We start from the raw sequence: 22,619 nt of genomic DNA, 5'->3' as shown, positions 1-22,619 counted from the left end.
AGATTCTATAACTTACATAGGAGAATTTTGTGATGTCAAAATCCCGGTTCAATCTAGAAGAAATTATTGACTTGAAGAAATGGGAAAAGCTCCAGGATTCCTTATCTCTTGTAACCAAAATGGCTATTCTTACTGTTGATTACAAGGGTGTTCCCGTGACCAAGCACAGCTATTGCCAGCCATTCTGTCAAGGTGTGCGCCAGGACTCCCATCTCTCTCAATATTGTCAAAAATGTGATGCCCGCGCTGGGATTGAAGCGGTTCGCCAGAACAAACCGTTTATTTATTTATGTCATTTCAATATTATAGATATCGCGATTCCGATCATTATAGATAATCAATATCTAGGTGCAATTATGGCCGGACAGCTCAAGCTTCGTGAACCTGACGTACCACAACTGGAGCAAATTGTCTCTCGCCCGCCGAATGTGGAGACGAACATGAAATTTAAAGCACTCAAAGAGGATTACCAGGCACTGCCTGTTTTATCCTACGATGAAGTAACAAAGTGTGTTGAGCTGCTGCTGCAGTTAAGTACCTATATCGTGGAGGAAGCCATTCAAAAGCATACTACTGTGGATTTGTACAAAAAGGTTCTGACCACCAATATAGAAGAACCCGCTTCTGCTGAAGCAATGGACGAGTCAGACCGTACGTATCGAAAAATCCAATCCATACAGCAGGAGTTATCCGGGGCCTTGATCGAGACCAAATTAAAGAATGGTGTACAAAAGTTCGTCTCAGTAAATTCTGTGCTTCAGCCTGCTTTTAATTACATTTATGCTCACAAAAATGAGAATTTCAGCCTCAAAGAGATGGCTAAGCTTTGTCATATCAGCCCCAGTTATTTCAGCCGTATTTTCACTAAAGAAACTGGAGAGAATTTCTCCATCTTCATTGCCAGACTCAAGATTGAATGGGCTAAGCAACTGCTGGAATCCACGGATTCCCCGATCAATCAAGTCAGTGATGATTTGGGCTTTTGCGACACGGGCTATTTCATTAAAACCTTCAAAAAATACGAGAACCTCACCCCGGCTGTATATCGGAATATGTATATGAGGCGATCAGCAAAAGAAACCCTCCGTTAATAAAATTAACGAAGGGTTAGTTCCTCATTCCCACCAATGCTTCATTTCACTAAATCCTACATCCCATAACTTCACATTCCCTTTAAGGATAAAGGTTATTTCTTTTACGGTAACTAATGCCGTATTGTTGAGTTCAGCTTGGAAACTATATTGTTCACTGGATTGAAGGATCATGTTACCATCAGCTATAATCATTAGTTCACTGCTAGAATTTTCATTTTGCGGGAATCCAAAGCTGAAATATAACCATACCTCTTTTTTATCACCCAAAGTATAGGTGTATTTTTTAATATCTTCACCTTCACTGCTGTACAAATTCATTTTTGGTATTATATTTTTACCTGCGATAGTGAAACGGGGAAGATTATGCGTGGTAGGCATGCTTCCCGTAAGCTTTTCCAACGTTTGTAATCCCTGCACAGGTCTTTCACTTTTCTTCAGAGTTAAATCAATGATCTCAGAGATTCCCATGATTCCAACCAATAGCACAACAACAGATAATGCCGAAGTAAAAAGTGATCTCCTGGTGATTTCCGGGGAAAATCCAATCTTATATGCACAAAATCCGATCATTGCCCCTAACGTATTGGAGATGACATCGGCTACATCAAAGGAACCCAAAAAAGTTAAAGCTTGAAGACTTTCCAGCATAAAAATTGTTAAGATAAACAAACAAATAAACTTCTTAAAATGTGTACGATACAGCAAAGGGAATAATACGCCAAAAGGAATAAAAGCAGCGATGTTCCCAAAGTCATAAACCCAAGAAAAGGATAGGTCAAAGAGATCAGGAAAAAGAAGCGGAACACTTTCTGGAATCAACATAAACGTATATTCATACTGGCTTGTTGCATGCTCTACTCTATTGAAAGCAAAAAACAAAAAATATAAGATCAACAGTGTATATAAAATAGTTCCTATAATAAGAATCTTTCGTAATTTCACTCCCATAATAACTTCACAATTCCCTCCATATGTCGATGGAAATAGTATATCTCTCCAAAGTGACATTCCCGTGACACTGAAGGTGACGATTTAGTCATTCAAAGCTTATATCGACAAAAAGTCATCACCCTTAATTTAAGGTCGATGACTTTTGGTTACATAAATTATCTATTCGAGACTAGTTTCCAGTGCTGGCCAGCAGAACCTGTATTATTTGTTTGAATAATATTTGCTCCCTCTGTCGTCGAACCCTGATCTACTGCCAGAGCTTTTCCACTATTACGATTAATAATATTGTAAAAATCACCTGAGGACTCCAAAGTCCACTGCTGGTCATTCGATCCGTTATCATTCCATTGTACACTTTGAGCACCGTTAGCTAATGAACCTCCTAAAATGCCCAGGTTTTTACGACTATTAGTATTGACCAGCTTCGTATAACCATCAGCTGTGCTGACTACAAACCAATTTTGGTCATGGGAAGAAATTCCGCTGGTCCACTGAACCGCCTTCCCTCCATCCGCCATCGAACCTTGATAGATACCCAACACTTTACCACTGTTCTCATTAACTAATCGATAACTGTCCACCATAATATGTCCTTCATCTGGAACCAACTCCCACAGCTGATCAGTGCTGCCTGCATCAGTCTGCTGTATAACTTGGGTACCCTCTTCAGTAGAACCCTGCGCTATACCTAACGTCTGACCACTGTTACGGTTAACAATCTTGTAGTAGTTACCAGAGGCTTGTAAAGTCCACTGCTGGTCATCGGAATGGTTTTCAGTCCATAATACGGCTTTAGCTCCTTCTGTTGTTGATCCTTCTAATATTCCGGCGACCTTTCCACTCTTTGCATTCACAATGGATTTGTAACCGTTAGGAGCATAACCACTTTCCGCTGTGGAAATGAGCCAATATTGATCCAAAGAATTAGTCCCGCTGCTCCATTGGACGAGCGGATTGCCATTCGCAGTTCCACCTTCCAATACACCTAAAGCCTTCCCACTCTTCACATTAATTAATTTGTAGTAACCTACGGACATATCGCCATATTTCACCGTGTTTTTCCCACTAAAAAATCCGGCTTGAGGGATAAATAAGCGGCCATTGATAAGCGGCAGTAGTTGGCGGTTATACCCTGCATCTACGGGCGGATTATATGGAACCCAGCTTCCGGATGCATCCACTCTAGAAGAGTTGATCAGCACTTCTTTTTTCCCTGCAACGTTTAATACGAGTCTCCCATCTCCCAAAGCAGAAATATAGGGACTTCCTCCGTACCCTACAAGAGATCCTACTTCAGTTGGATTCCAGCTCTCAGGATCTGCTGAAATTTTCAAATAATTGGGCACGCCCGGGTATCCGACCATCTCATAGGTCATTGCGTAATTACCATTGCCCAGCTTAGCGATTGTAGGCATTCCTGGACGTAATTTACTGTCTGCAAATGCCACATCAACTACCACAGGTCCCCAGTTCGTACCCTCCAACGTAGTCTGATGAACTAACTTCTGGGCATGGGCAGGATCACGTTCATCTGAATAATAAACAATGAGTTTGTTGTTGTGAACCAAAAAGAAAGGCTCCCAAATGGGATCATAACCAATATCGTTTCGTCCACCTTCAGCAATGGTGCTTACATATGTCCATGTTCTACCTAAATCATTGCTTTTATATAATTCCAACTTGGTAGCTGCTTTGTTGCTTGGCACAGAATTTCCTGCAAGAAGCATAGTACCTGCAGGCATGTTACCTATAGATTGGGGGAGTTCAAACAATTCAGGGCAATTTAACATTCCCCAACCGTTTTGAGTATCCTCCACTTCTCCAACCTGATTCCAAGTGACACCATTGTCAACGCTTTCATAAATAGGGAAAACAGGGGTGGTATTAGAGGCTTGTTCAAATGTAGCATACATTTTATTATTGTTGATGCCACTATATTTAAGCTGAATTGCCCTAGGTGATAAAGCCCCATAGGATGGTGAATCTGCTGGTGGTACATATAAGACATTAGGACCGAAAGCGTTTACAATATTGCCGTCAAAGCTAATCCCTGTGCCAACCACTGTCACTAAAACCAACAAAAAAGACAAAACCTTCCTCAGTTCTCTTCTCAAAAGTAATTTCTCCTTTACTCTGGTTTTTTTAAACGAATACAGCTTCAATATAATTAATAAACGGATAAATGAGAATGTAATATCTCGACCGGATCATGCAATATGATTACACAAATAGACTCTCATCTTCGATTTCAAGTTTTGAAATTAGAAGAGGCAGATGAACAACCTTTGATAATCAAAAGTTGTTCATCTGCCTCTTAACTTATTAGGAATCTACTTTTTCTTCTTGATGTGGTATCTTTTCATTGTGATAAAGGACGAATTCGTATTTATTCCCCGTTAGTTGATCATTATAAAATACAATTTTACGGTTCAGTATATCCAAGTTTTGTTGCAATGCCTTAATTTCTTGTTCCACTTGTTGCTTACGCTGTTCAAGTAAATTTTTCCGTTCAGGAATTGTCTCGTCCCCCATAGCCCGCCACTCGGTATATTGCTTCAATTCTGCCATCGTCATTCCTGAATCTTTTAAATGAAGCAAAAATTGAACCCAACCTATATCCTGATCTGTATATTCACGTAAATTATTGTCACTTCGATGTGGAGTAAGTAAGCCTTCCAATTCATAATATCTGAGCGTGCTCTTGTTAACACCGACGATTTCTGCAAATTCTCCAATGGAATAAGGCATGATCCCCACCTCCATTTCTAATTTTGTTTCTATTCAAAGGATATACTTAAATTAATAAAAAACCAAATGTCAGAGTATGAATCCATTTTTATGGCTTGCCTTAAAGTGTACTTTAAGGTCTATACTTCATTTTGAAGCAGTTAATCATCGATGAAAGGGATGTTCTTATATGGCTGAAAAACAAACAGCAGGACGAGACTTGTTAGGAGAATTCGCTCCGAAATTTGCTGAACTGAACGATGATATCTTATTCGGTGAAGTGTGGTCAAGAGAGAAAGAATTATCTGCACGTGACCGCAGCATGATTACAGTTTCAGCATTAATATCAGGAGGAAACTTTGAACAATTAACTCCACATCTGCATAAAGCAAAGGCAAACGGAGTCACAAAAGATGAAGTAGCGGAAATCATCACGCACCTTTCGTTTTATGTAGGGTGGCCTAAAGCATGGTCGGCATTTAATATTGCTAAAGAAATTTATAAAAATTAAACGAAAGAGGTTTTTATTATGGCTAATGAGCAACTAAGCAACAGTACTATCTTTCCACTCGGACAAAAGGTTGAAGCTAATTTTATAGGTGATGCATACTTGCAGATGATTTATACTGATGCGACACCTTTGAATGCGCCTATTGGGAACGTAACCTTTGCCCCGGGAGCTCGCAATAACTGGCACTTCCATAAAATCGGACAAGTATTATTAGTTACCGGTGGTGAGGGTTGGTATCAAGAAGAAGGCAAACCAGCTCAATTCCTCCAAAGCGGGGATGTTGTGAATATTCCAGCGAACGTAAAACATTGGCATGGTGCTACAAAAGACAGTTGGTTTGTCCACTTAGCCATTTCACCCGGAGAAACAGAATGGTTAGAACCTGTTGATGGTGAGCTTTATAATCAATTATAAAAAAACGCATCGAGTCTATAGACTCGATGCGTTTCTTTTCTATATCGTCTTTTTGAGAAAACTAAACTTTATTGCTCAAGAAATTGGTAAACTGCCATCATCTCTTGTTTATTCAACTCACGAATACGATTGAAAATTGGAATATCAGCAACAGCTTCAATATTTAAGCTTTCAGAAATAACGTCACTTACTTTACCCGTTAGCCAAGTCTGAACATCTATACCTTCAACGACTTCCTTACGTCCTTCATCATTGATTCCACTCGCATAACAACTCACACAGGGAATAGTTAATTTATATACACCATCATGAAGTCCATCTTCCGAGATAACTTTTTTTCCTTTACAGAATGGACAGGGATGGCTTGCTTTAACCTTATTAATTAAGGTGACGATTTTTTTGTAACCAAACGCTTCATAGACATAAGTCAGCTTTTTATATTTTCCATTAGTGAAATACTTATCTATGATATTTTCTCTTGTTTCGTGGATATTGGCAAAATCACAGATCGTAATCCGGTTTTTCATGCTGATGGTTTCGATACTGCCGCTAATGCTGTCCCAGAATGGCAGGGCATTTTGTAACACCATTTCATATTGCGCAAAACTTCCTAACTCTAGTTCAAGCATTTTTAGAGCGACTTGTGTTTCCCTAGGTAATAGAGAGACCTCTTCTGTCAAAACCATATCGCCGCCCACGATGGCTTTCATTTTTTCTAGTACCTGTAATTCGCCAACAGTGCTAATAACCTGATCAAGGGGCATCCCAATAAGCTCGCGAATATCAGTGTCGCCGTATTTAAGCTTTTTATGATGATTTAATACCGTTCCTTGACAAATTGGACAGGTAATCATTTTTTTGGATGCTTTAATATGCTCTTTAATAATCGATTTCGAGATAACCATATAGTTCCCGATAATGGTATTAAAGCCATCCCAAGTTCTCGAGGCTTTAGCTGCTTTATCATAGAAGGACTTTTCCCAATACCCGTATAAAAAGGTGTGTTTTTCAGCTTCTGTCATCTCATTATAACTTTTGCAAATATCCTGTCCGAGCTCATTCTTTAACTCATCAAAGATGAATTTTATTTTTGGTAATTGATAGAATTTCAGAATCTCCATCGCATCTGGATGTAATGAACCGTCCCAAAAGGGTACGTTCTTGTCCTGAAGAACAATATCAAAGTCAAATTCTTCAATCACACGGCGGCCCTTACAGCTTGGACAATGATTGTCTGATTGATAGAAATCAAAGCTTTTTGTATCCTTATTAGTGGGATGCGCTGCCACAATATGGTTGATCAAGCCACCCATTTCATAAAGGAAAGTAAACTGACTATACAAGTGTCGTTCCAGATCAATGGCGATGACAGGCGCAATCGTATCCGATTCATATTCACCATAAATCAGGCGGGCCATGGAGGATAAGCTTTTTAAGATGCCACCTTTATAGATGTTCTCTGCATTTTTAAAATAGGGGATCTGACTTTCTTTTAAATAGTCAGTTCCATTTTGTAGCTGGAGTGTTGAAGAAATGTGCGCAGGTGCCACACTATCAGCAGGATTTTGTTGACGATAATAATCATCATGACTGAGAACATCAAGATGCTCCACAGGTGCAAGCTGTCTTTTGCCAAAATCAACGATAAAATCAGAGTTCTCTAACATATAAGAATTATGTTCAATCATGATTATGGAGACAGATTCATCCTGCAGAATGTCCCTAATGCTGTCAATGAATTGATTTAAAATATTTTGTGATAAACCTTTGGAAGGCTCGTCAAAAATAAAAAGTGTATGTGGATTTCTTGAGCCCGCAAACAGCTCAGAAACTAAATGGACACATTGAAATTCACCCGTGGATAAGGACTGTGTTTTCCGCTCCAACGTCAAATAACCAAGTCCAAGCTTGATCAATAAGCTTAGTCTTTTATGAGCAATGTCCTCATTTGGCAGTTCAACAATAATATCTTCAATCGAGCGCTCAAAAATATCATCAATATCCTCACTGTACTTTGTGAGTTTCCTTTTAATATCAAGAAAAGTGGCAACGGTCGAGCGACTGGTAATCGACTGATTTCGATCTTGCCCTACGATCACCAGCTTATCTTTGGAATAACGCTTTAGAAAATCTTTGACCATACATTCATTAACCAGTGTAGATTTACCACATCCGGACTCACCTGTAAAAGTTACCAGTCTATTTTGAGGAATCTGAATTTGGGCCATTTGAATATTACGACAATAAAGATCATGAAATTGATAATATTCTGCAGGTGCTGCCTGATTTAGTTCTCTATTGATGGGCTCAGGACGTGGTGATTCTTCAACAATTTTCCCGCCATATTTGCCACTGCCAGGTCCAAAGAACAAGTGTTTATCCGCTGTGTCCAGCACCGTGTCAGAATGGTCAATGAGCCAAATTTGATTTTTAAATCCCAACTGTTTAATCTCCGCTAAAATCTTCAATAGGGTTTGGTGATCGAGACCCACGGAGATTTCATCAATGATAATCACGGTATTTTCACTTGTTGCCATGAATTCTGCCAGGTAAAGTCGTGTTAATTCTCCGCCTGATAATGTACCCATAATACGATTTAATGTTAAATAACCAATATTCATATTGATTATATTTTTCAGAATTTGTTGTTTACCTTCACTTATTTTTAGAATATCTGCCTGTGATAAAATGGTCTCTATACTTAAGTCGTTTAGATCAGAAATACTCTTTGCTTGATCCAATAATTCAATTTTATATTGTTCAGCTGCTTGATTATAGCGTTTCCCCTGACACTTTTTACACTCGACATTTTTTGTAGTTCCACGACCCTTACAATCAGGACACCAACCCAACTCATTATTAAATGAAAAAACCTCTGGAGAGAGATTATATTGTTCAGCAAGAGTGACACGGATTTCAGTAAACACACCTGTATGTGTGCCAATGGTTGACCGAGGATTTGAAGATATGGATGATCTACCAAGAAAAAGAACAAGTGGCATTGCTTCCATTTTGATCGCACTGAAATTAGTCTCCATAATATTTGGGAATAAATACTGGTATTCAGCTTTTGGCAGTAAGGAAACGAGACGTTTTTTTGATTCTTCCCCAATCGTTTGACAAAAAGTTGTTTTACCAGATCCAGACAAACCAGCAATTCCTAACGACTCATCAACTGGCAGTACCGTTTCTAATCTGTTAATATTGTTCGCAATTAATTGATTTATTTTCATAGTAAGCTCATCTCATCTCCATTCTCTTCATCTAGTATTGCCATGATTTATTCCATTAAAAAGGGCACTTTCCTTGTTCCAGAAAAGCGCCCTATTCTTGAAATTACAATTCTGCTAATGCCTTTTCGAGCTGACCACCCATATTTGTCCAAGCATATTTAGCACCTTCGATGGCTCCTTGGCGGGCTTTCGTCTCTTCACTAAATCCTGATTGATCTAAATGGAGATTAACCTTCCCCTCTGAATCTTGACTCAAAGTCCAAGTAACAGTTGTACTTTCTCCCGCACTATTCCAAGTATAAGATAACGTATGAGGCTCATCCACGACGAGTACTTCGCTATCTACAATTCCATCCCACCATTCATTTGGCTCAGCACGGAATTGAAATTTATGACCAACGACGGGTTTGAAATCATTACTCCAGATCCATTTCGCAAGCGTATCCGAATCCGTTAAAGCATTCCATACCTTCTCGATCGAACTTGTAAATTGAAAATCTAATGATACATCTGGGTTCATAGTTATTCCTCCAATATAAGTTTTAATTTATCAATTCTTTGTTTCCAGAATCCTTCATAAAAAGATACCCAATCTTGAATTTCTTTCAAAGGATTGGCATTCAACCGATACCTCGTCTCTCTGCCAACCTTTCGAGCAATTACGAGACCAGCATCTTTAAGTATATTTAAATGCTTCGAAACGGCTGTACGACCCATTTCAAAATGAATCGTTATCTCATACAGAGGTAATTCATCAACATCAGCCAGAATTTGAAGAAGTTTTCGTCTTGTTGGATCCGCAACAGCGTCATAAACATCCCTCACTTGACTATTGTCGCTCACAACCACCCCCACCTTTTCCGTAATATTTCCTGTAATGTCACCTAGTATCCATCATTATTAATTAATATGACACCATTTGGTGTCTAATTGATTATAAGACACCAAATGGTCACATGTCAACAATTCAGTAAAAAAAGCATTACCAAAAGCGAGTCCAGCATAGGACTGCTTTTGATAATGCCTCCAGATAAATCATTTCGTTGTACGCTTTAATAATTAATCTAATTGTTCTCCATTAGTAGCGATAACATTTTTGTACCAATAAAATGATTTTTTCTTTATACGACGTTTTGTACCTCTGCCCATATCATCTTGGTCCACATAAATGTAACCATAACGTTTGGACATTTGATTTGTTCCTGCACTCACCATATCTATGCAACCCCAGCTTGTGTAGCCCATTACATCTACACCATCTGCAATGGCTTCTTTTATTTGCTTAATATGTTCTTTTAAATAATCAATTCGGTAATCATCCTCTATAACATCGCCTTCTTGTAATACGTCTAAGGCACCTAGGCCATTCTCTGCAACAAGTACCGGCTTTTGATAGAGGTCATACAATTGGTTTATTGCAGTTCGTAAACCCTTAGGATCAATCTGCCAACCCCAATCACTCGATGGTAAATAAGGATTTTTCACTCCGCCTGTAAGCAAATTCCCTTCTGCGCCTTCTATCTTTTCTGGATGTGCACTGACTGCACCAGACATATAGTAGCTAAAGGATACATAATCCACTGGATAGTCTTTCATGATTTGTTCATCCTCGGGCTCTGTTTTCAGAACTATATTTTTTTCTGCAAACATTCGAGCGGTATAAGCCGGATAGTAACCTCTCGCTTGAACATCAGTAAAGAATAAAGAGGTACGTTGTTTATCAACTGTGGCTTGAACGTCGTCAGGATCACAACTATAAGGAACAAGAAGTTGATAACTAACCATACATCCAACCATTGCTTGAGGATTACTTTCTTTACACGCTTTGGTTGCAAGTGCACTTGCGACAAATTGATGATGCGCTCCTTGAAACATTGCTTGTTCAATATTCGGGTGATTTTCTTCGATAACCCCTAAACTTACATATTGGTGGTGTACTACACAGTTAATTTCATTAAAAGTCATCCAATATTTCACTTTATGCTTGTATCTTTCAGCTACAGTGGTTGCATAGCGAACAAAGAAATCTATAACTTTCCGGTTCACCCAACCTCCATACTTAGTTGTTAGATGAAGTGGCATTTCATAATGGGATAAAGTAACAATAGGCTCAATTCCATATTTGTTCAATTCATCAAACACACGATCATAAAATGCAAGACCTTCTTCATTAGGGATTAATTCATCCCCATTTGGAAAAATACGAGTCCAAGCAATGGACATACGGAAGGCTTTAAAACCCATTTCGGCCAATAAAGCAATATCTTCTTTATAGTGGTGATAAAAATCCACCCCATGTCTTTTGGGATAATACTTTTCACTTGCGGGATCTTGTGCTTCTTCTATTTGTTTATGAGTCATGAGGTGCCACTGGTCAGACCAGTTTTTTTTAGGGGTGTTTTCGTCAAAAATATATACATCTGCTAGAGAAAGCCCTTTACCGCCAACATTACTTGCTCCTTCTAGTTGATTGGCAGCTGCTGCTCCTCCCCATAAAAAGTTTTCTGGAAATGTCGTTTTCAATTCAAACATGTGTAAACCCTCCTTGTTGTTAAATAAAACATATGCTACGGATTAAACCTGTTGGATAAGGGCATCTTGTTCTTCTTTATATTTTTGATTATCCATTATTCTAAAGAACGGATAGTAAATAATAAACGCTACTGCAAACAGTACAATTTGTAAGATCATTCCCGAGATACTACCTGTCATCAAATATCCGCCGATAATTAATGGCATTGTTCCCGGAGGCAGTACACCTATTGGCAACGCTACTAATCCAAAATCCATGGAGAGATAGGTTATCAAAACAGTAACAATCGGTGTTATAAGAAATGGGATTAACATCATTGGGTTTAATACGATAGGCATCCCAAAGATTAACGGCTCATTGATATTAAATAGTCCTGGTCCAATCGTCAGTCGACCCATTTGTTTCAGCTGTTTGCTCTTCGCAAAGAATAACATAGCAATCGTTAGTCCTAGAGTTGCACCAGATCCACCGATAAAGATAAGATATCTGAATTCTGCTGTAACAATATTATGGACGGGTGAACCCGCTGCGTAGGCTGCAGCATTTTCTGAGGTCAATTGCAGCCAGATAGGCAACATGACAGAACCTACAATGGTGGAACCATGTAATCCGATTGCCCATAATAAGTTGATTAACAAGAACACAACAATTGTTCCCGCTAAGCTTGTTCCAACAGTGGTTAATGGTTGTTGAAGAAGCTTGGCAACAATGGTATGCACGTTATCAAAACCAGTAAAGTTCTCAACAAGTAGGCGAACTCCCCAGACACTCACGATAACAAAGAAACCAGGAATAATCGCTGTAAAGGATTTAGCAACTGTTGGCGGCACACCATCCGGCATTTTAATAACTATATTTTTTTGTACGATTCTACGATATATTTCTGTTGCGAAGATTGCGGTTAACAATCCTACAAATAAACCTTGACTCGAAAAATAATTCACGTTCATTGCTTTTGTAACAACATCATCTACTGTGAAAGAAGTTGATGGTGTGACTACAAAATATGAACATAATGCCACAGCCCCTGAAGAAAGCGGATCCACTTTATAGCTCTCTGCTAGTCTATATCCCACGGCAAATGTTGCAACTAATGCGACAAGGTTAAATGTACCATTGTACGGATATAGTAAGGCTGTTTTGATATTTGGATGGGCGACCAAGAAATCTAAATAGGCTGGAATTGGCAGGTTTGCTAAGATTAAAAAAATGGAACCGATAATAATAAACGGGATAGTTAAAACCATTGCATCGCGAAGCGCTTGTAAATGCCGCTGACCAGAGATTTTACCTGCAACTGGCATTACCTTATCTTCTAAAAATTTCGTTATTTTATCCATAGTTTCTTGCACGCTCCCGAAGAAGTATTTTCTTATTGCGATGCCACTTCTTTTTGATCCTATTTTGAAAGCTTATAAAGTTCAATGATTTCCGTAACAAGTAAAGAAATGGTCTCTACACTCATTAGTTGGTCTTCAGCATGCATAAGGATCAGTGAGAATTGAAGCTGTTCGCCATTTGCTTCTCTTTTGATTAATGATTTATGCATTTTATGACCTTCTCTAAAAAATTGCTTTGATTCTTCTAATTTTTCTTGTGCCTCTTTAAATTCTCCCTCTTTGGCTGCGTAAAGCGCCTCCATTACTAAGCTTTTAGCTGCGCCTACATTACTGATAATGTTAAAAGCCACAGTATAGTATTCCTCTTTCACTTCATCTACCATTTCTCTCTACTCCTCTCTTATCTCTATTTACTTTCAATTAATTGCAAGGCTTGTTCAAGTACTTTTTCACCGTTCATCATTCCGTAATTCAACATATCAATAGCTTCTATAGGAATGTTTTTATCTGCTAATCTTGTTTCTAATTGCTTTTTCATATATTTCACCTGAGGTCCTAACAATAAGACATCAACCTTTTTCTCTTGCAAAGTAATATCAATTTCAGATGCTGATTTAGCAAAAACATCGACATCCAACCCTTTTTCTTCAACAACCTTCTGCATTTTTGTTACTAAAAGGCTTGTACTCATTCCTGCTGAACACACTAACATAATTGTATTCATATTGACTTCCCCCTAAAATTATCATTTATTGAACACCTTTAGTGTAAACTTAAATCGCTTTCTTTTTAAGCTAACCTTTTTCCAAATCAACAGGAAACGGTTACATTGCAAATAGTAAGGCAGTACCTAATTTCTCACTCACTCTAGTTTAGTAATTGTATAATTTCTTCCACAGAGTCCTTAGCAAGGATCTGCACAACAATCTCTTTATCCTCTATCAATGATCCTAGCTTTTTATACATTTTATCTAGGTCGACATTGTTTCCTTCTTTAATGTTTAATAAACAAATTAATTGCACCATTTGCTTATCATTCCAACGAATAGGACGTTTTAACGTACAGATTGTCCAAAAGGTTTCCGAGGTAACAGGAAGTGAAGGATGTGGAACAGCGACAAGATTTCCAAAACTAGTGGGTGCATAAGACTCTCTTTCAACTACTAAGGATTCATAATGCTCTGGTACAAGTCCTTGTTTTGTTAGCTCATTGCTTAAAAAATGAATCACACTTTCCTTTGTGGTAAATTCTTTTTTCACGAATACTCTAGATGCGTCAAGGTAAGAATGAGTTTCTGCCACCAGTTCTGAAGACAGTAAGACGTCCTTGATTCTTTTGAGGTCTTTAGCTTCTAGAAAGGTATTTACAACATAGACGGGAATACCTATATCTTCATTGATCGGAACTGTACTGATAATAAAATCAATCGAGGATAGGTCCGTTTCTGCTAATTTGTAAAAACTAATTGTGTCTACAATCTGCAATAGATTCTCAAATGAATTGATCAATCGGTAATAAAGTAATTTGGCACTTCCAACACCAGACGCACATACAAGAATAACTCGTTTTATTTTTTTGTTTTTATTTTTCATTCTTTCTAAAGCAACCCCAATGTGCAAAGCAATGTAAGCAACTTCATGTTCTCCAACTTCTGAATCCAAATAGTAGTTAATACATTTACTCGCAATAAGTGCTCCTTCGAATGCGGCTGGAAAACTCGTCTTAATATCATTTAACAGAGGATTTCTAAAATTCATGTTGTATCTTAATCTATTCATCGCAGGTCTAATGTGAAGGGTCAGGGCTTGAATAAATTCATGGTCATGGCCAAAATCCCAATTCAACTCAGTTTGTAAACTTTTTAAAATACAGCTGACAATGGAGTCCACTTCATCGAACTTACTGTACTCCGTTAGATTTTCTTTCGGCAGCAATTTTGTTCCAACCAAATGGATGATAATATAATTAATCTCTGAATCGGAAAAGAGCAGATCCGTGAAATCTTCTATGTCTTTAACAATTTCATGGGCAACAATTTTTTCAAAAGGATACTCTTCCATAAGATTTACCGACGGTTGTTCGATTAAAAATCCCTCTTCGATACGTTTACAAGCTATTATTAAGTGAATAGCGAGGTTTTCCAAGGAAATATCTGAAATCTCAATTTTGTATTTATTTACTTTGCCGATGATTATTTCTTTAATTTTCGTGTATACCTCTTTGTCAAACAAAGTAAAGTTATCGAAAGTTGGATCGGAGTTTTCTTCTCTTTTGTATAAAAAATTAGACAAACATATTCGTTTCTTAAATTCATCGCCCTCTATAAACAGGCCATAATGAGGCCGATTAACTAAATTCAGGTTGTATTTTTCCAGTATCTTACGCACTTCTTTTAGATCGTTTTGGATTGTCGATTTAGATACAAACATCTCATCTTCTATAGTGGCCAACTTGATATACTTATTTTCTAATAAAAACCGACTCAACAAATAAAGAACCCTATTATCTTGTTCAGAAAAGTCTACTGTAGAAGGATTGATTTTATCATTAGTTAACTCATTTAATTTTTGGGAAAATATATCTTTATCGAAGACTCTTACAACGAAGCCCTTCCCACGAATTAACTCTATTTTTAGTCCTACTATGGCGGATATATTTTGTAACTCTTTCAAATCATTACGGATCGTTCGATCGCTAACATTCAGTTCCTTAGAAATCCATGCAGCTGTGACAGGTTGATTAGAATTAATTAAGTATAAAAGTATTTCTTTTTGCCGTTTTGAAAACAATTGTATCCCTCTTTCTTATCCAGAGTATGAATATGAGCTAATATTAACTGAAGCATACATTTACATACATTTGCTCATTTTTTTATATCGGTTACAATATCACTTCCTAAGAAAATTTGATAGTGTTCTTACAGTAACATAAGAAACAGGCGTCCTCATTTAAGAAGACACCTGTTTAAATTTCAGCTTCGTTTGACGAGTCATGGCAAGAAATTTACGGGTTAACTCAACTTCTGCTGCAGTATAATTGCTAGCTCTTCCGCTGAATCCCACACAATAGGACGAATATCCTTAAGCTGTACAAAAAGTTTATCCGCCTCAATACTGTTTACGGTCCATAATACGGGTATGTTTAAACCAAGTGCATATCCCGCTGAAAAATACACCTCTGGGGATTGCCCCGTTAAATCTGCGATAATCAGTTTGCTTTCTGCGATTTGATCCAACTCGTATTTTTCGCCGTTTTGAGTTTTCGTATGTGTTAATAAGCGCGGCAGGAAACCACACTGCTCTATTTTGGGCAATAACTTCTTCAACCATGTTGTAGACAAATTTTCTTCATCCGACACGAGCACGAGACAAGGTTTTAGTTTTTTACCTCCAGCGCTTTCCGCAGCTTCATTCCAGCCGGTTTCAGTAAGCTTAAAGGTCATGCCTTCCCTGATCAGAAGCTGATCACTAATCAACTTGTCTATGATGTATACCAGCTCTTGCAGATTGGGAGAATACGTCAAGTTATAGCTGCTAGAGATGGGTTGAATGACAACCGCTTCCCCCGGGCCTTCAGAATGTCTATATAAATATTGCAGTAGACGGTTTCCTTTATCTTCAATGCTCACAGGTATTTTGGGTGAATTTACAATGGACTCTAAATCATCAGCACATATAGTGATCTTTTCATCACAATCAGTCAGCTCACGTATGTAAGCAGATACTACATGAAGCATGTCGCGTTTCTTTTGATGCGGGAGCGAATTAATGGGTTCGTAGCTGTCTCTACGTAGACTATAAAACCCGCCTGGTGAACAAGAACAGCCTATATATCTATCGTTATCGCCTTCTGGTTCAATGGAAACAATCTCATCACAGAACAAACAGTGTTTCTTAATCATGACAACTCTTCACCTCTTATTAAGTGTTAGCCTCTACCTTACCAAGATTTTTTTGAAAAGTAGACAAGAAGATATTTCCTGTAGCAGGTTATCCCAAGGCGTAAACGTAATATTTCGAGGCTCGAATGTAGATTCTATTCAATAAAAAACCGACATAATCATCAGCTAAAAAACTGAATCTTAGGTCGGTTAATATAGGCTTGGAGCCGGCATTTAGGATTGAGATAAACCTTCTATAACTTTATCAATATTCCATTTGATCATCTTAATGTATGTGTCGCCCTCTTCGCCTTTCTTAGCTAAAGAATCAGTGAAAATCTTAGAGTGTATCGGTACTCCCGTTTCATTTGCGATAGTTTCCATTGTTTTTGGATTTACGCTAGTTTCCAGAAATAATGCAGGCACTTGATTTTCATCAATGATCTTAATTATGTTTTTCATTTGTTCTGGCGTTCCTTGACTATCCGTATTGATCTCCCAGATAAAAGCTGATTCAAATCCGTAAGCTTTGGAAAAATATTTGAATGCTCCTTCGCTGGTAACAAGGATACGTTTCTCTTGTGGAATTTTTTCGACTGCTTCTTTTGCATATTGATCCAATTCATTCAGTTTCTTCACATATTCCGATTGATTATTAAGATAAAATTCTTTGTTGTCGGGATCTTTTTCGATTACACGTTTTGTGATGATATCTACATATTTTATTGAATTCTGAATATCCAGCCAGGCATGAGGATCTACCTGTGTTTCTTTTCCTTTTTCTGTTAGGTACATTGGAGATACTTCATCTGAGACTGCAAAAGCAACATCCTTTTTATTAGTCACATCTAGAAGATCTTGAAACCACCCCTTACCTGTTTCTAGGTTCAAACCGTTATAAAACACTAAATCTGCGCTAGAAACCTTACTTGTATCCTTGGGTAATGGATCGTACATATGCGGATCTGTTCCGATGGGTACCATACTGTAAACTTCAGCTTTCTCCCCTACAATGTTTTCGGTCATATCAGCGATAATGGAGTACGTTGCAACAATCTGCAGCTTATCATGGTCTGCATCTCCTTCACTAATCTTTGAGCATGCGGTAAGAAGTACGATAAACATTGTCAAAGAGAGTATTTTTATGGTCTTCATCCTTGTTTCAACCCTTTCCTGAAAAAATTATTTTTGGGTGAGATTATAAATGAAATTCCGAACATGCTTACGCCGACCAGAACAATCGTGGCACTTGTAGGTAAATTGAATTTAAAGCTTACAATTACACCTATAATCCCGGATACAGCGCCGATTGTAGAAGCCAGGATAATCATGTGGAACAGCTTATTCGTCCAGAGATAGGATGTAGCAGCCGGAATAACCAGCATTGCAATCACAAGCACAATTCCTACTTGAGATAACGAAGATACGGTAACCACAGATAGGAGCATCATCAATAAATAATGATAGAACCCTGTTTTTAACCCATAGGCTTTGGAAACAACCGGATCAAACGAACTCATTAAAAGCTCTTTATACAGCAATGAAATGATGGCAATAACAACAATCATAATAATAAAGGATTGCATTAACTCCGACTGTGGGACGGCCAGAATATTACCAAACAGAATGTGAGTTAGATCAAGCCCGCTTTTGGCAAAAGTAATTAGGACGATACCTAGCGCAAAAAATGAGCTGAGAATAATGCCGATAGAGGTGTCACTTTTAATATTGCTGCGACTTGTAATAAATTGAATGAGAACTGCTGCTAATAGTCCAAATAGTGAAGCTCCAAGAAGAATGTTGATGCCTAAGATATAAGATAACGCCACCCCGGGTAACACCGCATGTGATAACGCATCTCCCATTAATGACATCTTTCTAAGTACAATAAAGCTTCCTAAAACCCCTGATACAATTCCAAGAATGATAGCAGATAATCCCGCGTTAAGTGCATATATCGGAATGTTTAATACTCCTGAGAAATAATCAATCATGATCTGTCGCCCCCATCCCTTTGATCACCAGATTACCTAAGGAGGCACCATAGGCGCTGAGGATATTCTCTGGCGTAAAGGTGTCTTTAACGTCACCAAAAGCAATTAATTTCTTATTGAGAATGATGACTTTGTCAAAATATTCTTCGACCTCATGCAAATCGTGATGAACAATGAGTATGGTTTTCCCTTCTTCGCGAAGTTGTTTTAGCAGCTTTACAATGATTTTCTCACTGACTAAATCTATGCCTACAAAAGGTTCATCTAAAAAAAATACATTTGCTTGTTGTGCAAGTGCCCTGGCGATAAAAACTCTTTGGAGTTGTCCCCCGGACAGATTGCTGATTTGTTTATTCGCAAGATCACTTATATCCACCATCGCCATACATCCCTCGACTCTTTGCCGCTCTGTTTTTCCGGGACGCTGGAAGATTCGCAAATTAGGGTAAGTTCCAGTCAGCACTGTATCCCTTACCGTGATTGGAAAAGAAAGATCAATGTCATTCTTTTGCGGCACATATGCGATCTTCCGTTTGTACTCAGAAATATCTTTTCCCTCCACCATAACTGATCCTGTTCTCTTCTTTATCACCTCTAGCAATGACTTGATGAATGTAGATTTTCCCGCACCATTTGGTCCGATAATTCCGATTGTATACCCAAAGGGGATATCAATATTTACATTTTCTAGTGCAGAATTACCGAAATAATCTACGTTTAGGTTTCTGATTTCAATCATAAAAAAAACTCCTTATCTCTGTTAAGTTCATATGTAGCACTGTTCTGTTCATCCTGTTAATTTATTTCCCAATAGAAACAATGATTCCTTTGATCCAATTTGTTTCCCTAGGTAAACTTTTATTCTTATATACAATATATTTACCCGAGGGCAATATGTCAACAACATTCCTTAAATCAACAAAAAAAAGAACCCAAGTGATTTGAGTTCTTTTGCATTATTTCAATATAAAAATCTCATAGTTGCAGTAGTTTTAAACATCTAGGCTGCATCAAATAACCTCCTGTAATACCCTCTGCCTGCAATTGAATCGTATATTCTCCTGCCGTGGGGAAATACAGCTCACCTACTTGAAAGCTTTGAAAATTACTAACCCCATCAGTAGAATGAACTTTAGCTTGTAAAATTTGATCCGCTGCCTTGATGAGGTAGTCTCCGCCACCACCATTCTCTCCTTCTTCGCTGCGATATTCGATACTAACCTGAAATCTTACCGGACCTAATGTCCGGACATGCCAAATTGCGGTATCCTCTCTATCCTTCCAGTCCAACAGATTATCATGGTCTTTTTTTCCTGTATCGTAACGGAGGGTTGGACCAACGATCTCACTTTCAAATACCCCTAATTCTTGTAAGGTATCTTCTCCAAATTCCAATAATCGGACTGGATTACCTTCTACAGGTTCTGCACAGACAATTGCGATGACCAGCGGCATGTTGTTAGAATTTTCGGCAAAGTTCGGTAAGCTGGGGAGTTCGACTTCCAGATCCTGCTCAGATAGCTTTGTGAAAATCAGCTCCTCCCCTCCATCTAAAGCAAATACCTTTTGAACAGCGGTCTTCAGACCGGGGACGATTAGCTTATTTCTCTTCTTAAGATCGAAAACATGCAGATATAATGTGTTTCCTTTCAGAGTGCATCTGCCCCATGACGGTTTGGCTGTGGGCGATTCTCCAGCACCGTAAATGCTATCCCCATTGGTATTTAACCAATCTCCTACATCAAGCAAAATGGATTCGGATACCGGATCCCATTCCCCTGTTGCTGTTGGGCCGATATTGATTACCAGATTTCCATTTTTACTTACAACATCGATGATCTGACGGATGATAGTTACAGGGGATTTCCAATGGTGATCGGATCTCTTATACCCCCATGAGTCGTTTAACGTAATAATATTCTCCCAGTACTTACCAAGGTTACGAGTCGTAAGTTGATTATCAGATGTATTTGAATAATCTCCAAGTGGTGCTTTCCATACTCTGCTATTGACCAAACATTCTGGCTGAATTGCATGAACCGCCGCCAAAAACGCTTCTCCTTGCTCACGGGTCAGTTTGCCTCCGCAATCAAACCACATTAAACCAACTTTGCCGTAGTCCGTCAGCAGCTCACGGACTTGAGGGATTGATTTGCTGTGCAAATATCGTTCAAAGCGGGTGCGTTTATCGGTATCATTTATCCACGTTTGAACGTCATCGTAAGCGCCGATATTCAGTGGATAATCCCAGGTATTCCCTTGAGAGTCTGGATCATGCCAATCCATCGCATGAGAGTAGTAAATTCCGAGTACCATTTTTTCCGCACGACATGCCTCCATTAGTTCCCGAAGGGGATCACGGCCCAATGAGGTGTGCTTGACGATCGAATATTCGGATACACTTGAGTCATACATCGCGAAGCCGTCGTGATGTTTAGCTGTAAAGATGATATATTTTAGGCCAGCACGCTTGGCAGTCCGTACCCACTTCATTGCATCAAAAGCTGATGGATTGAACGCTGCGGCCATTTCCACATATTCAGCCACTGGGATCTTCGCGCGTAGCATAATATGCTCACTGTAAGAAGCTTGTATTTCTTTTCCCTTCCATTCACCCGCAGGCAGGGCATAAGGGCCCCAGTGAATAAACAAGCCGAGCCTGGCTTCCTGCCACCATTCCATACGCCGAGCCTGCTCGTTATCTATCGGAGTTTCGACCGACTGTATACTATACGGATCATCGAGAAGGTTTTCTGTTGTTTTTCCGTTCCTTACCATAACTGAAGAACGGCTCCGCGGAGTTTAGATACAGCCTCGACGAAGAAATAATCGCCATATATCAGTGGCGTATCAATGTGCACACCCCCTGGAAGATTGGATGTTCCAGAAAGAATCAAGCCCTCCTCTTCCGGAATGTCCCAAGTCCCATAATTCTCATAAAGTGAGCGAACGATTTGTTCTGCGGCTCGCAGGTAAAAAGAGGCTTCCGCCTGTGGTACGATCTTTGCCAGCTCAATCAAGCCACATGCCGCACATGCACCAGCAGAGGTATCACGCGGCTTTTCGCCTGCATCAGGTGCCCTGAAATCCCAGTGAGGTACATGATCCTCAGGAAGATTAGCTAAGAAGAAGTGCGCAGCTCTTTTAGCTCCCGTTAGAAACTTATTCTCTCCGGTATAGTGAAAAGACAAAGTAAGACCGTAAATCATCCATGCGCTGCCCCGTGCCCAAGCGGATTCTTCCGCATAACCTTGGCCGGCCATAGCGCCGATTTTTTCGCCTGATTCCGGGTTGAACTCCAGAATATGATAACTTGATCCATCCGGACGTAAAAAATGCTCAACTACCGTTTCCGCATGCGCAGCGGCGATATGCCGGAAACGCGGATCCTCTGTAACTTCCGATGCCCAGTATAGTAAGGGCAGATTCATTACTGTATCAATGATGGACCATCCCGCCCGGTTTATCTTCTCCGTGTCATGCCAGGCTCTGATAAATGACCCTTTCAGGTTAAAGCGGCTGGCCAGTTGAGCAGCAGCCATCAACCCGCGCTGCTTGGAGCGTTCATTACCAGTCACTCGGTAATTGGCCAAAGCTGAGAGTGTCCATATAAAACCAGCATCATGATGTACGGTAAGGGCATAAAGAGGTTCATCCAATTTCTCTTCAATTTGCTCGGCGATTTCTTGCAGCGCCGGATGATTACCTTCTGCGGCAATCTGCCACAAAATACCCGGCCAGAACCCTGCTGTCCACCACGATGGACGCATGTTGTCGTATACTCCGCTCACGGAAGCATGCGGAAAACTAACACCAATTCGCTTACTAGTCTTTTCCACTTTATTTACAATTTGTTGCCAAGCGCCATCCGCCCATTCCAGAGTAGACTCCGAAATTACCAGTCCGCGAGTTTGTTGAGTTGGTATTACTTCACTCATTTT

20 protein-coding genes are annotated in these 22,619 nt (G+C 39.2%); 3 read left to right on the top strand and 17 right to left on the bottom strand.

All coding sequences use genetic code 11. From position 1 onward, the window contains the following. Window positions 1–32: 32 nt before the first annotated feature. Window positions 33–1,091, top strand: a complete 1,059-nt coding sequence (locus NST40_RS14925) for a PocR ligand-binding domain-containing protein (RefSeq protein ID WP_076217596.1) — start codon at window positions 33–35, stop codon at window positions 1,089–1,091. 24 nt (window positions 1,092–1,115) lie between these two features. Here the strand turns inward: NST40_RS14925 and NST40_RS14920 are convergent, their stop codons facing one another. From NST40_RS14920 to NST40_RS14910, 3 genes are all read right to left on the bottom strand, one after another. Continuing rightward, window positions 1,116–2,042 carry a VanZ family protein gene (locus NST40_RS14920; protein ID WP_342410843.1) on the bottom strand — a complete coding sequence of 309 codons (927 nt, stop codon included), beginning with the start codon at window positions 2,040–2,042 and terminating at the stop codon, window positions 1,116–1,118. Between the two features lie 158 nt (window positions 2,043–2,200). Beyond that, the gene (locus NST40_RS14915; protein ID WP_342410842.1) at window positions 2,201–4,159 is read right to left on the bottom strand and encodes an RICIN domain-containing protein; all 1,959 of its coding nucleotides are present in this window, start codon (window positions 4,157–4,159) and stop codon (window positions 2,201–2,203) included. A 208-nt stretch (window positions 4,160–4,367) separates the two neighbouring features. After that, window positions 4,368–4,793, bottom strand: coding sequence for a MerR family transcriptional regulator (locus NST40_RS14910; protein WP_076276522.1), 426 nt, complete (start codon window positions 4,791–4,793; stop codon window positions 4,368–4,370). 169 nt (window positions 4,794–4,962) lie between these two features. On the opposite strand from NST40_RS14910, the gene NST40_RS14905 reads away from it, so the two are divergent. After that, the gene (locus tag NST40_RS14905) at window positions 4,963–5,283 is read left to right on the top strand and encodes a carboxymuconolactone decarboxylase family protein (RefSeq protein WP_076276521.1); all 321 of its coding nucleotides are present in this window, start codon (window positions 4,963–4,965) and stop codon (window positions 5,281–5,283) included. A gap of 18 nt (window positions 5,284–5,301) precedes the next feature. Next, window positions 5,302–5,697: a cupin domain-containing protein gene (locus tag NST40_RS14900; protein ID WP_076217591.1), complete on the top strand. Its 396-nt coding sequence runs from the start codon at window positions 5,302–5,304 to the stop codon at window positions 5,695–5,697. A gap of 68 nt (window positions 5,698–5,765) precedes the next feature. Here the strand turns inward: NST40_RS14900 and NST40_RS14895 are convergent, their stop codons facing one another. From NST40_RS14895 to NST40_RS14830, 14 genes are all read right to left on the bottom strand, one after another. After that, on the bottom strand, window positions 5,766–8,930 hold the full coding sequence (locus NST40_RS14895; RefSeq protein ID WP_342410841.1) for an ATP-binding cassette domain-containing protein: 3,165 nt from the start codon (window positions 8,928–8,930) through the stop codon (window positions 5,766–5,768). Between the two features lie 103 nt (window positions 8,931–9,033). Further along, on the bottom strand, window positions 9,034–9,450 hold the full coding sequence (locus NST40_RS14890) for an SRPBCC domain-containing protein (protein WP_076276518.1): 417 nt from the start codon (window positions 9,448–9,450) through the stop codon (window positions 9,034–9,036). Between the two features lie 2 nt (window positions 9,451–9,452). After that, window positions 9,453–9,773, bottom strand: a complete 321-nt coding sequence (locus tag NST40_RS14885) for a metalloregulator ArsR/SmtB family transcription factor (RefSeq protein WP_038571021.1) — start codon at window positions 9,771–9,773, stop codon at window positions 9,453–9,455. Window positions 9,774–9,989: 216 nt separating this feature from the next. Continuing rightward, the gene (gene ascB / locus NST40_RS14880) at window positions 9,990–11,462 is read right to left on the bottom strand and encodes a 6-phospho-beta-glucosidase (protein ID WP_076278465.1); all 1,473 of its coding nucleotides are present in this window, start codon (window positions 11,460–11,462) and stop codon (window positions 9,990–9,992) included. Window positions 11,463–11,504: 42 nt separating this feature from the next. Further along, complete coding sequence (celB, locus tag NST40_RS14875; protein ID WP_038571015.1) at window positions 11,505–12,803, bottom strand: PTS cellobiose transporter subunit IIC; 1,299 nt, start codon at window positions 12,801–12,803, stop codon at window positions 11,505–11,507. A gap of 59 nt (window positions 12,804–12,862) precedes the next feature. After that, entirely contained in the window at window positions 12,863–13,186 is a 324-nt protein-coding gene (locus NST40_RS14870) for a PTS lactose/cellobiose transporter subunit IIA (protein WP_051490993.1), read from the bottom strand. 23 nt (window positions 13,187–13,209) lie between these two features. Continuing rightward, window positions 13,210–13,527 (bottom strand): PTS sugar transporter subunit IIB, encoded by a 318-nt coding sequence (locus NST40_RS14865; protein ID WP_036677859.1) that lies wholly within the window; start codon window positions 13,525–13,527, stop codon window positions 13,210–13,212. Between the two features lie 143 nt (window positions 13,528–13,670). Then, entirely contained in the window at window positions 13,671–15,593 is a 1,923-nt protein-coding gene (locus NST40_RS14860) for a BglG family transcription antiterminator (RefSeq protein WP_341002552.1), read from the bottom strand. 221 nt (window positions 15,594–15,814) lie between these two features. After that, window positions 15,815–16,705 (bottom strand): hypothetical protein, encoded by an 891-nt coding sequence (locus NST40_RS14855; RefSeq protein WP_342410840.1) that lies wholly within the window; start codon window positions 16,703–16,705, stop codon window positions 15,815–15,817. 213 nt (window positions 16,706–16,918) lie between these two features. Further along, the gene (locus NST40_RS14850) at window positions 16,919–17,839 is read right to left on the bottom strand and encodes a metal ABC transporter substrate-binding protein (protein WP_036677864.1); all 921 of its coding nucleotides are present in this window, start codon (window positions 17,837–17,839) and stop codon (window positions 16,919–16,921) included. Then, a complete protein-coding gene (locus NST40_RS14845) occupies window positions 17,836–18,678 on the bottom strand; it encodes a metal ABC transporter permease (RefSeq protein ID WP_036677866.1) in 843 nt (280 codons plus the stop codon). Before NST40_RS14845 ends, NST40_RS14850 begins: the two co-directional genes overlap by 4 nt. Next, window positions 18,671–19,414 carry a metal ABC transporter ATP-binding protein gene (locus tag NST40_RS14840; RefSeq protein ID WP_342410902.1) on the bottom strand — a complete coding sequence of 248 codons (744 nt, stop codon included), beginning with the start codon at window positions 19,412–19,414 and terminating at the stop codon, window positions 18,671–18,673. Before NST40_RS14840 ends, NST40_RS14845 begins: the two co-directional genes overlap by 8 nt. Before the next feature lie 239 nt (window positions 19,415–19,653). Then, complete coding sequence (locus NST40_RS14835; RefSeq protein WP_342410839.1) at window positions 19,654–21,456, bottom strand: alpha-L-fucosidase; 1,803 nt, start codon at window positions 21,454–21,456, stop codon at window positions 19,654–19,656. Further along, window positions 21,450–22,616: a glycoside hydrolase family 88 protein gene (locus tag NST40_RS14830; protein ID WP_076190378.1), complete on the bottom strand. Its 1,167-nt coding sequence runs from the start codon at window positions 22,614–22,616 to the stop codon at window positions 21,450–21,452. The genes NST40_RS14835 and NST40_RS14830 overlap by 7 nt, the downstream gene beginning before the upstream one ends. Window positions 22,617–22,619: the final 3 nt, after the last annotated feature.

Origin of the sequence: Paenibacillus sp. FSL R10-2778 (assembly GCF_038593035.1) — a bacterium.
GTDB classification, from domain to species: Bacteria; Bacillota; Bacilli; order Paenibacillales; family Paenibacillaceae; genus Paenibacillus_AQ; species Paenibacillus_AQ odorifer.
The sequence above is the reverse complement of the archived record's forward strand: the minus strand, read 5'-3'. Positions and strand labels throughout refer to the sequence as shown.